This is a genomic window from Kineococcus lubricus (genome assembly GCF_050871965.1).
Lineage (GTDB): Bacteria > Actinomycetota > Actinomycetes > Actinomycetales > Kineococcaceae > Kineococcus.
On record NZ_JBJLSK010000009.1, the window covers coordinates 145,374 to 157,036 of the forward strand.

An 11,663-nucleotide genomic window follows, 5' to 3' on the forward strand; every position below is an offset into this window, starting at 1 on the left:
CGGGACGGTGCACGTCGGCCCGGGTCCTCCCCAGTTCGTACGGACGTTCTGATAGCTTCCTCGACGTGGCCCGCCGCACCGACCCCGACCGCCGGGACCGCATCGTCGAGGCCGTCCTCGACGTCATCGCCGAGCACGGCACCCAGGGCGCGACCTACCGCACCGTCGCGGCGGCGGCCGACGTGCCGCTGGGCTCGATGACGTACCACTTCCCCACCCGCGACGCCCTGCTGCTGGCCGCGTTCACCCACCTCGCCGACACCATGCACGCGCGGTTCGACCGGGTCCTGGCCGAACTCCCCCCCGGCAGCGACCCGCGCGAGGGCGTCGTGCGGATCATCGCCGGGGAGGGCGTGGAGCACCGGCGCGACACGGTGCTGCAGACCGAGCTGTGGGCCCTGGCCGTTCGGGACGAGCGGTACCGCGAACTCGTGCAGCAGTGGATGCACCGGTCCCGGGGTTCCCTCGCCCGCCACTTCCCCGCCGACCTCGCCCCGATGATCGACGCCCTGTACGAGGGCCTGGTCCTGCACAGCTGGATCTCCACCGAGGGTTTCGACCTCGACCGCGTCCGCGCCGCCGTCCGGCGGCTCACCGGCCCCCTGGAGGGTTTCCCGTGACCACCACCCCCCTGCGGGTCCGCGCCGCGCTGACCACGGCGTTCGCCTGCACCGGCCTGTCGATGGCGACGTGGGTGTCCCGCACCCCCGCGATCCGCGACCTCACCGGTTCCAGCACGGCCGGGATGGGACTGGTCATCGCCGGGCTGTCGGCCGGTTCGATGGTCGGCATCGCGATCGGCGGGACGTACGTGGCCCGGTCCGGGGCGCGGGCGGTGATCCGGACCGGCATGGCCTGCATCGCCGCCGGGTCGCTCGTCGTGGCCGTCGGCGCGCTGCTCGGGCTCGCCCCGGTCGTCGCCCTCGGCCTGGCGCTGCTGGGCGTGGGGATGGGCTCGGGCGAGATCGCGCTGAACGTCGACGGCGTCGCGCTCGAAGCGGCCCTGGGCCGGACCGTCGTGCCGAGCCTGCACGGCGCGTACAGCGCCGGGTTGTGCGCCGGGGCGCTGCTGGGACTGGCGGCCAACGCCGCGGACCTGCCCGTCCCGGTGCACCTGCTGGCCGTCGCCGCGCTCACCGCCGCGGCCACGGCGTGGCTCGTGCGGAACCTGCCGGCCGCCACCGGCCGGGAACCGCGCAGCGCCGCGCGCACCCCGCTGCGGCAGACCGTCGGGGGTTTCCTGTCGGTGTGGCGCGAGCCCCGCACGCTGGCCATCGGGGTCGTGGTCCTGGGCATGGCCCTGGCCGAGGGGTCGGCGGGCGACTGGCTGCCGCTGATCGTCGTCGACGGTTTCGGGCTCACCGCCACGACCGGGGCGCTGGTGTACGCGTTCTTCGGCGCGGCGATGGCGGCGGGACGCTTCGCGGGCGGCCCCGTCCTGGACCGCTGCGGCCGGGCCCCGGTGGTGGCCGTCTCCGCGGTCGCCGCCGTCGCCGGGATCGCCCTGGTGTCCTTCGCCCCCGGGATCACCCTCGCCGTCGCCGGGGTGCTGCTGTGGGGTCTGGGCGCAGCCCTCGGTTTCCCCGTCGCGCTGTCGGCGGCGGGCGACGACCCGGTCGGGGCCGCGCGCCGCGTGAGCGCGGTCGCCACCGCCGGGTACTTGGCGTTCCTGGTCGGGCCGCCGGTCCTGGGCCTGGTCGGTGAGCACGTCGGCCTGCGCGGTGCCATCCTGCTCGTGCTCGCCGTGGTCGTCGTCTCGGGCTGCTCGGCCCGCGCCGTCACCCGTCCCCGAACGAACCCGACCCGAGAGGTGGTCCGACCGTGAGCACCGGCGTGGCCCTGCCCCGCGACCTGCCCGCCGCCGACGTCCTGCCCTTCGCCCGGCGGGCCGAGGAACTCGGTTTCTCGAGCCTGTGGGTCATCGAGGACCTGGGGTTCCGCGGGGGTTTCGCGCAGGCCGGGGCCGCCCTGGCGGTCACCGGGCGGATCCACGTCGGGCTGGGCATCGCCCCGGCCGCGGCCCGGAACCCGGCGTTCACCGCGATGGAGGCCGCGACGCTGGCCGAGCAGTTCCCCGGCCGGTTCACCCTCGGCCTGGGGCACGGCGTCCCGCTGTGGATGCGGCAGGTCGGCGCCTGGGGGGCCAGCCCGCTGACGTCGCTGGCCGAGCACGTCGACGCCGTCCGCCGCCTGCTGCACGGGGAGACGGTGACCGTCGAGGGGCGCTACGTCCGGCTCGACGGGGTGCGGCTGGAGTCCCCGCCGCGCACTCCCCCGCGCGTGGTCACCGGCGTGCGCGGCCCGAAGTCGCTGGCCGTCTCGGGCCGGGTCGCCGACGGCACGCTGCTGGCCGAACCCGTGACCCCCGAGTACGCCCGCACCGCCCGCGCGCAGATCGGCGCCGGCCCGGACCACGCCCTCATCGGGTACGAGCTGGCCGCCGTGGACGCCGACCCCGCCCGCGCCCGCGCCGACGTGCGCCCGGGCCTCGTCTGGGTCGGGACGCCCGACGCCGCCGTGCACGTGGCGCACTCGCCCTACGCCGCCGAGCTGCGGGAACTGCGCGACGCGGCCGGCGACCCGGTCGAGTTCACCCGCCGCCTGCCCGACGCGTGGGTCGACGACCTGACGCTGGCGGGGACGGCGGAGCGGGTGCGGACCCGGATCGGCGAGCTGCGCGAGGCCGGGCTCGACGAGGTCGTGCTGTTCCCCACCGGCGCCGACCGGCTGGGGGCGCTGGCGAGCCTGGCCACGGTCCTGCCCGGACGGTAGGGGCGGCGAGCTCCCGGCCCTGGCGCCCGGGCGCCGCCCGGCGCGACGATGGCCGGGTGGAATCTGCTCGCACCACCTGCGCCGTCGTCGGCGGCGGCCCGGCCGGGCTGGTGCTCGGCCTGCTGCTGGCCCGCGCCGGGGTGGCGGTGACCGTCCTGGAGAAGCACGCGGACTTCCTGCGCGACTTCCGCGGGGACACCGTGCACCCCTCGACCCTCACCGCGCTGGACGACCTGGGCCTGTTCGCGCGGTTCGACGCGCTGCCGCACTCGCGGGTGGAGCGGGTGGCGCTGCCGGACGGCGCGGGCGGCACCGCCGTCCTGGCCGACTTCGGGCGGCTGCGCGTGGCCCACCCCTACATCGCGATGGTGCCGCAGTGGGACCTGCTGGACCTGCTCGCCGGGCAGGCCGCGCGGGAGCCGGGGTTCACGCTGCTGCGCGAGCACGAGGTGACCGCCCTGGTGCGCTCGGGCGGACGCGTGCACGGGGTCGAGTTCAGCGGCCCCGCCGGCCCGGGCCGCCTGGAGGCCGACCTGGTGGTCGCCTGCGACGGCCGCGGGTCGGTCGTGCGCCGGGCCGCGGGCCTGCGGCCGCGCACGTTCGGCGTGGGTTTCGACGTGTGGTGGTTCCGGGTCCCGACCGGGCGGCGGGCCCCGGAGGCGCTGGTGCCGCGGGCCGGGCGGGGCGGGGCGCTCATCCCGATCCCGCGCGAGGGGTACGTGCAGGTCGCCTACCTGGGCCCCAAGGGCACCGACGCCGACCTGCGCCGGCGCGGGCTTGAGGACCTGCGGGAGCGGGTCGCCGGGCTGCTGCCGGAACTGGCCGGGGAACTGGGCGGGCTGAGGTCGCTGGACGACGTCAAGGTGCTCGACGTCCGCCTGGACCGGTTGCGGCGCTGGTGGGCCCCGGGCGTCCTGTGCATCGGCGACGCCGCGCACGCGATGTCGCCCGTGGGCGGGGTGGGGATCAACCTGGCCGTGCAGGACGCGATCGCCACCGCCCGCCTGCTGGCCGCGCCGTTGCGGGAGGGGGCGTTCGGCGGCGCGGCCCCGTCCCGCCGCCCGCGCCGGCTCCTGGCCCGGGTGCAGCGGCGCCGCGGGTTCCCCACCGTCGTCGTGCAGGGCGTGCAGCGGGTCCTGCACCGCCGGGTCGTCGCCCCCGCCCTGGCCGGCCGCGCGGGTGCGGTCCCCGACGGCGCGCTGCGCCTGCTGCGCCGGTTCCCGGCGCTGTCGGCGGTGCCCGCGGCGTTCATCGGGATCGGCCCGCGCCCCGAGCGCGTCCCGGCGTGGGCCCGGGTCAGCTGAACCCGAGCTCGCCCGCGAGCACGAGGGCGGCGGCGCCCTGGAGCACGCCGTCCTCGCCGCGGTTGCCCATCCGGACCCGCACCGAGGGGCCGCTGGCCGGCAGCAGGGTCCCCTCGACGGTCGCGGCGGCCGCCTCGAGGAGGGGGCCGTCGAGCAGGTCGGCGGGGCCGATGAGCAGCACCTCCTCCAGGTCGAGGGCGGCGACGACCGGGGCGAGCACCGCGCCCAGGCGCCGGCCGGCGTCCCGCAGCGCGGTGCGGCGGCGGACGGGCGAGAGGCCCTGGAGCGTCCGCGCGAGGTAGGTGGGGGCGACGATGGTCTCCAGGCAGCCGCGCCGGCCGCACTGGCACTCCTCGCCCCGGGGGTCGACCGTGAGGTGGCCGATCTCCCCCGCGGCCAGGCGGTGCCCGCGCACGAGGTGCCCGTCCAGGACGATCCCGGCCCCGACCCCCTGGCCGACGGCGACGGCCATGAACCCCGAGGACGACGCCTCGCCGTAGGTGAACTCGGCCAGCGCGGCCGCGTCCCCGTCGTTGGCGACGTGCACCCCCAGCCCGAGCGCCTCGGACAGCCGCTGGCCCAGCGGGAGGTACTTCCAGCCCAGCCGGACCGACTCCACGATGCCGCCGGTGGCGTCGACGATGCCGGGGGTCCCGATGCCGACCCCCACGACCCGTCCGGGCGCGGAGTCGACGGTGCTGCGGCACAGGCGTTCCAGCGCGGTGAGCGCCTCCTCGCCGCGCAGGCCGGAGAAGTCGGCCGTCTGCTCGCTGACGACGGTGCCGGTGAGGTCGAGCAGCGCGACGCGGGCCGAGGGCAGCCGTTGCAGGTCGACGGCGACGATGTGGTGGTCGGAGGTCCGCAGGCCGACCATCATGGCGGGCTTGCCGACCCGCCCCTCCGGGCGCAGGCCCAGCTCGGCGACCAGCTCGTCGGCCAGGAGGTCGGCGACGATCTCCGAGACGGTCACCCGGGTCAGCCCGGTGGCGCGGGCCAGGTCGGCCCGCGACACCGGCCCCTCGTGGAAGAGCAGCCCCAGCACGACCGCGCGGTTGTGGGCGCGGGCCTGGGAGGGCAGCACCTTGGCGCTGGGCCGCAGCGCCCGGGTCGAGGTGCGCCACGGCGTCGGGTGCGGTCGCGGGCCTCGGACGGCGGGGACGGCGGGGACGGTCACCGCATTAGTTTCCCCCACTGACGAATGAGTCGGCAAGCCCCCTTCCCCTGGATGGGCAGGGAGGGTTACATTCCTGTTAAGCAGGTGTCCTAACACTTGTCACCCGCACATCGGGGTGCGAAGACTCAAGGCCGAGTCGAGAGCGTCCCCCACCGGAACGCCCGCACCTCCTCCCCGCCGCACCAGAAACCGCACTCCGAACCGAAAGGCTGCCGACCATGAACCTCACCCGGCGATCCCTGCTCGCCACCGCCTCCGGCGCCGCCCTCCTCGGCGGCCTCAGCGCCTGCGGCGGCGACTCCTCCGGCAGCAGCAGCGGCGGCGGGGGCGGGGGCGGGGGCGACCGCAAGGACCTGAAGATCTGGTTCATGGAGGACTCCATCCCCGAGCAGACCCGCGACTGGCTCAAGACCACCTTCGAGAGCCAGAACGAGGGCGCCACCCTCACCGTCGAGGTGCAGCAGTGGGACGGCATCGTCTCCAAGCTCCAGACCAGCCTGGCCAGCGAGGACGAGAGCCCCGACGTCGTCGAGTTCGGCAACACGCAGGTCGCGCTGTTCTCCTCCGTGGGGGCCCTGCTCGACATCTCCGACCAGGAGGAGACCCTCGGCGGCAGCGACCTCATCCAGAGCTTCATCGACGCCGGCTCCTGGGAGGGCAAGCTCTACGCCACCCCGCTGTACGCCGGGGCCCGCGTCTACTACTACCGCAAGGACCTGTTCGCCGCCGCGGGCATCGCCGTCCCCACCAGCCTCGACGAGCTCGTCGCCGCCGCCAAGGCCCTGGACGCGGCCAACCCCGAGGGCACCCCGGAGTTCTCCGGCATCTACATGCCCGGCGCCGACCCGCACACCAACGAGGGCTGGCTGTTCACCCACGGCGGGCAGTACGCCGAGCAGGACGGCGACACCTGGAAGGGCACGCTGTCGACCCCCGAGTCGCAGGCGGCGCTGACCCAGGTGCAGGACCTCATGCTCAACGCCACCAAGTACGCCCTGGACTCCAACGACAACGTGCAGGCCGCCCACCAGCTGTTCAACCAGGGCAAGCTCGGCATCTACAGCGCGCTCAACGTGGCCGCCGCCAAGATCGACCAGGCGATGTGGGACGCCGGCAAGGTGGGCGTCATGGCGCTGCCCGGCCTCACCCCCGGCAGCATCGGCAACACCTTCTCCGGCGGGTCCAGCATCGGGATCTCCGCCAACAACCACAACCTGGAGTTGTCGCAGGCCCTGCTGAAGCTCATCTACTCCGACGAGTTCATGACCGACATGGCCGCCGTCGGCGGCTGGATCCCGGGCCGGACGTCGTTCACGTCGGCCCTGGAGGGCCCCACCGGCTCCATCGCCCAGGAGATCATCGAGAACTCCGTCCTCACCCCGAACTCCCCGCAGTGGGGCGTCCTGGACGGCAACAACGTCCCGCGCGACTTCTGGACCCGCATCGCCCGCGGCGAGGACGTCAAGGCCGTGGCCGCCGAGCTGGACACGACCATCGCCGACGCGCTCAACAAGGGCTGACCGGAGCAACAGGACCAGGAGGAGGAGACGTGGTGTCCGAGCAGCTCACGACCGCACCGCCGGGAGTCGCCGCGGCGTCCCCACCGGCGCGGCCCCGCCGCCGCCGGGGTTCGCTCGCGGCGCCCTACCTGCTGCTGGTCCTGCCGGTGGGGCTGGTGTGCCTGGCCCTGGGCTACCCGCTGGTCCGGCAGTTCATCATGTCGTTCCAGGAGTTCGGGCTGGCCCAGCAGTTCGGGCAGCCCCCCGAGTGGGTCGGCCTGGCCAACTACCGCGAAGTGCTGACCGACCCCTACTTCTGGGTCGTCACGGCCCGGTCGGTCGCCTTCTGCGCGGTCAGCGCCGGCCTCACCATGGTCATCGGCATCGCCTTCGCCCTGCTGCTGCAGAAGGTGTCCCCGCTGTTCCGGGTCACCCTCCAGATCACCCTGGTGCTGGCCTGGGCGATGCCGCCGATCTCCGCCCTGACCTCCTACATCTGGCTCACCGAACCGCGCTACGGCTTCGTGAACTGGTTCCTCACCTCGATCGGCCTGGACGCCTTCGAGAACTTCTCCTGGCTGGCCGGCAACCAGTGGACGTTCTTCGCCATCGCGGCCACCACCGTGATCTGGACCTCGGTCCCGCTCGTCACGATGATGACCTACGCCGCCCTCAACCAGGTCGACGAGGAGGTCGTCGAGGCCTCCCAGCTCGACGGGGCCGGCTGGCTCGCCCGGCTGCGCCACGTCGTGCTGCCGATGATCCGCCCCGTGATCCTGCTCGTCACGATGCTGGAGATCATCTGGGACCTGAAGGTGTTCACCCAGATCAACGTCCTGCAGGGGGTCGCCGGGAACAACCGGGCCACGAACCTGCTGGGCACCTACGTCTACGAGGTCGGCATCGGCGGCGGTCAGTACGGCATCGCGTCGGCGCTGGCGACCGTCATGCTGCTGCTGGTCCTGCTGCTGACCTGGCGGTACATGCGCACGCTCATGAAGCAGGGAGACCTCTGATGGCCACCACCGCCGCCACCACCACGACCGGCACCGGCACCACCGGGACCCCGCTGTTCGACACCCGCACCCGCTCGGCGAAGAACCGGCGGCGGCCGCTGTGGAACGCCCTGACGCTCGTGTTCGCCCTCGTGTGGATCTTCCCGATCTACTGGATGGTCAACTCCGCGCTCATGCCGGAGGACCGGCTGCGGTCCAGCCCCCCGCTGCTGGCCCCGGTGCAGCCGACCTTCCGCGCCTTCGGGCAGGTCCTGACCTCCGACGCGTTCTGGACGTCCATGGGGTTCAGCCTGGCCGCCTCGCTGCTGTCGGTCGCCGTGTGCGTCGTCGCCGCCCTGTTCGGCGCCGTCGCGCTCAGCCGGTTCTCCTTCATCGGCCGCCGCGGCGTGCTCATCGCGGTGCTCATCGTGCAGATGATCCCCGCCGAGGCGCTGTTCATCTCCCAGTACCGGATGCTCGACGGCTGGGGCCTGCTGAACTCCGTCGCGGGGCTGTCGCTGCTCTACATGGGCATGATCGTCCCGTTCACCGTCTGGATGCTCAAGGGCTTCGTCGACGGGATCCCGGTGGAGCTGGAGGAGGCCGCCACGGTCGACGGCTGCTCCCGGTTCACCGCGTTCTTCCGCGTCACCCTGCCGCTGCTGGGCCCCGGCCTGGTCGCCACCGGCGTGTTCGGCTTCCTGGTGGCCTGGAACGAGTACACCCTCGCGTTCGTCGTCCTCGCCTCCGGCGACCGCATGACCCTGCCGGTCTGGCTCCAGACGTTCTCCTCCAACCTCCAGGAGACCGACTGGGCCGGTGTCATGGCCGGTTCCACCCTCATCGCCGTCCCCGTCCTCGTCGTCTTCGTCCTCGTGCAGAACGCCATGACCAAGGGCATGGTCGCCGGCGCCGTCAAGGGCTGAAACCCCCTCCCCCACGATCAGGAGCACCCCGTGCCTGTCACCCCGTTCCCCCGCCCGAAGTCGATGACGACGACGACCGGCAGCGGGCCCGCCCCCGACGCCCCCGTGCGCGTCGTGCTCGACGCCTCGGTCCCGCCCCAGGGCTACCGGGTCCAGACCTCCCCGGACGGCACCACCGTCACCCACTCCGACGCCGCCGGCCTGCGCTACGGGCTCGCGACGCTGGACCAGCTGCGCGCCGACCGCGACTTCGCCACCACCGGCTACGACGTGAGCGACCACCCGGACTTCCCCGTCCGCGGGTTCATGCTCGACATCAGCCGCGACCGCGTCCCGACCCGCCGCACGCTGGCCCGCTGGGTCGAGGTCCTCGAACTGGCCCGGATCAACTCCTTCGAGCTGTACACCGAGCACACGTTCGCGTTCACCGGGGAGCAGGCCGTCTGGCAGGACGCCTCCCCGCTCACCGCCGACGACCTGCGCTGGCTCGACGGCCTCTGCGCCTCCCGCGGGATCGAGCTGGTCTGCAACCAGAACACCCTCGGGCACATGGAGCGCTTCCTCAAGCACCCCGAGCACGCCAAGCGCGCCGAGAACGAGGACGGGTTCTCGATGCGCGGCCAGCACCGGCCCCCGAGCACCGTGGAACCCACCCCGGAGAACGCGGCGTTCGTGCAGGGCCTGCTGGAGGACGTCGTCCCCCACTTCCGCACCAAGCGCGTCAACATCGGCGCCGACGAACCGTGGGAGCTCGGCACCGGCAAGAGCGCCCAGCGCGCCGAGGAGGTCGGGCTCGGCACCGTCTACTTCGAGTACGTCACCTCGATCATGCAGCCCTGGCTGGACCGCGGCTACACCGTGGAGTTCTGGGCCGACGTCTTCGGCGACCACCCCGAGCTGATGGACAAGGTCCCCGCCGGGGCCGTCCCCGTCGTGTGGCAGTACGACTCCCCCGCCCTGCTGGCCGAGGTCGTCGACGCCGCCTCCCCCGGGCAGGTGCAGGAGTGGCGCTCGCTCGGCGTCGACGTCACCGCGCTGCGCGACGGGTTCCGCGACCGCGCCAAGCTGCTGCTCGGCGCCGGCGTCCCGTTCTGGGTGGCCCCCGGCGCCAGCAACTGGAACTCCCTGCTGGGCCGGTGGGACAACGCCGTCGCGAACATGGTCGACGCCGCCGAGGTCGGCCTGGAGAACTCCGCTCAGGGCTACCTGAACACCTCCTGGGGCGACCACGGCCACTGGGACCCGCCCGTCGTGGCCTTCGGCCCCGCCCTGTTCGGCGGGGCGGTGTCCTGGTCGCTGGAGGACAACCGCGACGTCGACATCGCCGAGGTGCTCTCCCAGCGGCTCCTGCTGGACCCCACGGGCGTCACCGGCGACGTGCTGGTCCGGGCCGGGCAGGTGTGCCAGCAGCTCGGCACCCCGCTGCTGAACGCCTCCCCGCTGTGCCTGGTGCTGCGCGAGCCGGACCAGCTCAAGCCGTGGGCCGTGCCCGCCCCGCAGGCGCTGGCCGCGGTCGGGGAGTCGCTGCGGTCCTGCCTGGCCGACCTGCGCACCGCCGAGCCCGCGGCCGCCGACGGGGACGTCGTGGTGCGCGAGCTGACCCAGGCGCTGCGGCTGAGCGAACTGGCCGTGCGGGTGCTGCAGGCCCGCGCCGAGGACGGCTCCTTCGCGGCCGGCGCCGCGCCCGGTCTGCTGACCGAGCTCGACGGGCTGCTGGAGGAGCAGCGCGCCTGCTGGCTGCTGCGCTCGCGCCCGGGCGGGCTCGCCGACAGCCTCGCCGAGTTCGGTGAGCTGCGGCACGCCCTGCTGCGCGCGGCGAGCTGACCGTGACCGTGCTCACGGGGCTCGGTCTCACGCAGGTCGCGACCGTGCGCATCGGTCTGGACATCGGCGGCACGAAGATCGACGGGGTCGCCCTCGGGGCGGGGAACCAGGTGCTGGCCACCGGCCGGCGCCTGACCCCCGCCGGGGTCGAGAACGTCGTGACGACCGCCTCGGAGGTGGTGGCCGGGCTCCTCGAGGAGATCGGCGCCCCGTCGCTGCTGGACGGCATCGGGATCGGCGTGCCCGGTCTGGTGGATCCCGCCGACGGCACCGTGCGCAGCGCCGTGAACCTGGGCTTCGGGCCCGAACCGGTCGACCTCGCCGGGCTCGTCAGCGTCGCCGTGGGCGGCGTCCCCGTCGTCGTGGAGAACGACGTCAACGCCGCCGCCCTGGGCGCGTACTCGCTGCTCGCCCCCGACGGCGACCTCGCGCTGCTGTCGCTGGGCACCGGGCTGGCCGCCGGGCTCGTGGTCGGCGGGGAACTCCTGCGCGGGTCCCGGTCGGCGGCCGGGGAGATCGGCCACCTGGCCCTCGACCCGGCGGGTCACCTGTGCAACTGCGGGCAGCGCGGCTGCCTGGAGACGGTGGCCTCCGGTTCGGCCCTCCAGCGGGACTGGCCGCACGGCGACGAGGGGCGCTCGGCCGACCACCTGTTCGCCGCGGCCGCCGCCGGGGACCGGGCCGCGGGGGCGGTGCTGGCCCGCTGGGCCGGCGGGGTCGCGCTGGCCGTGCGCACCCTGGCGCTGACGTTCGACCCGGCCGTCATCGTCCTCGCCGGTGGGGTCGCCGGGGTCGGGCAGCCGCTGCTGGACGCGGTCGCCACGACGCTGCGGGACCAGGCCCGCGGTTCGGTGTTCCTGCGCGGGCTCGCGCTGGACGAGCGGCTGCGGCTGCTGCCGGCCGGGCGGCCGGTGGCCGCGATCGGGGCGGCAGCCGCTCAGCCGTAGACGCACCTCCGGACCCACGACGGCGACCGCCGCGCCCTCACGGGGGCGGCGGTCGCCGTGGTCCGGTCCCCCCGGGTCAGCGGCGGGGGATGCTCAGGGTGAGCTGCTGGGACCCGGAGTGGACGTCGTCGCTGAGGTCGACGCGGTACAGACCGCTCGCCGGCAACGTCACCGTCACGTCACGCTGGTTCTGCGCGTGCGTGGTGTGCAGCGGGGTGCCGT

At 74.4% G+C, this 11,663-nt stretch carries 10 protein-coding genes; 9 read left to right on the forward strand and 1 reads right to left on the reverse strand.

Annotated features, from left to right (window positions below; all coding sequences use genetic code 11):
• Nucleotides 1-65: 65 nt before the first annotated feature.
• Genes ACRYRX_RS09075 through ACRYRX_RS09090 form a run of 4 tightly spaced genes read left to right on the forward strand, consistent with a single transcriptional unit; the run spans nucleotide 66 to nucleotide 4,076 of the window.
• Nucleotides 66-620 carry a TetR/AcrR family transcriptional regulator gene (locus ACRYRX_RS09075; RefSeq protein WP_432511526.1) on the forward strand — a complete coding sequence of 185 codons (555 nt, stop codon included), beginning with the start codon at nucleotides 66-68 and terminating at the stop codon, nucleotides 618-620.
• Complete coding sequence (locus ACRYRX_RS09080) at nucleotides 617-1,825, forward strand: MFS transporter (RefSeq protein ID WP_432511527.1); 1,209 nt, start codon at nucleotides 617-619, stop codon at nucleotides 1,823-1,825. Before ACRYRX_RS09075 ends, ACRYRX_RS09080 begins: the two co-directional genes overlap by 4 nt.
• Complete coding sequence (locus ACRYRX_RS09085; protein ID WP_432511528.1) at nucleotides 1,822-2,772, forward strand: LLM class flavin-dependent oxidoreductase; 951 nt, start codon at nucleotides 1,822-1,824, stop codon at nucleotides 2,770-2,772. The genes ACRYRX_RS09080 and ACRYRX_RS09085 overlap by 4 nt, the downstream gene beginning before the upstream one ends.
• Nucleotides 2,773-2,828: 56 nt before the next feature.
• Nucleotides 2,829-4,076 carry an FAD-dependent oxidoreductase gene (locus ACRYRX_RS09090; RefSeq protein WP_432511529.1) on the forward strand — a complete coding sequence of 416 codons (1,248 nt, stop codon included), beginning with the start codon at nucleotides 2,829-2,831 and terminating at the stop codon, nucleotides 4,074-4,076.
• Here ACRYRX_RS09090 and ACRYRX_RS09095 read toward each other — a convergent pair.
• Nucleotides 4,069-5,250, reverse strand: coding sequence for an ROK family transcriptional regulator (locus tag ACRYRX_RS09095; RefSeq protein ID WP_432511530.1), 1,182 nt, complete (start codon nucleotides 5,248-5,250; stop codon nucleotides 4,069-4,071). The genes ACRYRX_RS09090 and ACRYRX_RS09095 overlap by 8 nt on opposite strands.
• Before the next feature lie 218 nt (nucleotides 5,251-5,468).
• On the opposite strand from ACRYRX_RS09095, the gene ACRYRX_RS09100 reads away from it, so the two are divergent.
• Genes ACRYRX_RS09100 through ACRYRX_RS09120 form a run of 5 tightly spaced genes read left to right on the forward strand, consistent with a single transcriptional unit; the run spans nucleotide 5,469 to nucleotide 11,441 of the window.
• Complete coding sequence (locus tag ACRYRX_RS09100; RefSeq protein ID WP_432511531.1) at nucleotides 5,469-6,770, forward strand: extracellular solute-binding protein; 1,302 nt, start codon at nucleotides 5,469-5,471, stop codon at nucleotides 6,768-6,770.
• Nucleotides 6,771-6,802: 32 nt separating this feature from the next.
• Nucleotides 6,803-7,765 carry a carbohydrate ABC transporter permease gene (locus ACRYRX_RS09105; protein WP_432511532.1) on the forward strand — a complete coding sequence of 321 codons (963 nt, stop codon included), beginning with the start codon at nucleotides 6,803-6,805 and terminating at the stop codon, nucleotides 7,763-7,765.
• Nucleotides 7,765-8,670, forward strand: coding sequence for a carbohydrate ABC transporter permease (locus ACRYRX_RS09110; protein WP_432511533.1), 906 nt, complete (start codon nucleotides 7,765-7,767; stop codon nucleotides 8,668-8,670). The genes ACRYRX_RS09105 and ACRYRX_RS09110 overlap by 1 nt, the downstream gene beginning before the upstream one ends.
• 30 nt (nucleotides 8,671-8,700) lie before the next feature.
• Nucleotides 8,701-10,494 carry a family 20 glycosylhydrolase gene (locus ACRYRX_RS09115; protein ID WP_432511534.1) on the forward strand — a complete coding sequence of 598 codons (1,794 nt, stop codon included), beginning with the start codon at nucleotides 8,701-8,703 and terminating at the stop codon, nucleotides 10,492-10,494.
• Nucleotides 10,495-10,496: 2 nt separating this feature from the next.
• On the forward strand, nucleotides 10,497-11,441 hold the full coding sequence (locus tag ACRYRX_RS09120; protein ID WP_432511535.1) for an ROK family protein: 945 nt from the start codon (nucleotides 10,497-10,499) through the stop codon (nucleotides 11,439-11,441).
• Nucleotides 11,442-11,663 lie beyond the last annotated feature (222 nt).

What these genes read in the sequence shown, in the direction of transcription:
- ACRYRX_RS09100 (WP_432511531.1), top strand. Translation starts at nt 5,469, where the DNA reads ATGAACCTCACCCGGCGATCCCTGCTCGCCACCGCCTCCGGCGCCGCC.
- ACRYRX_RS09110 (WP_432511533.1), top strand. Translation starts at nt 7,765, where the DNA reads ATGGCCACCACCGCCGCCACCACCACGACCGGCACCGGCACCACCGGG.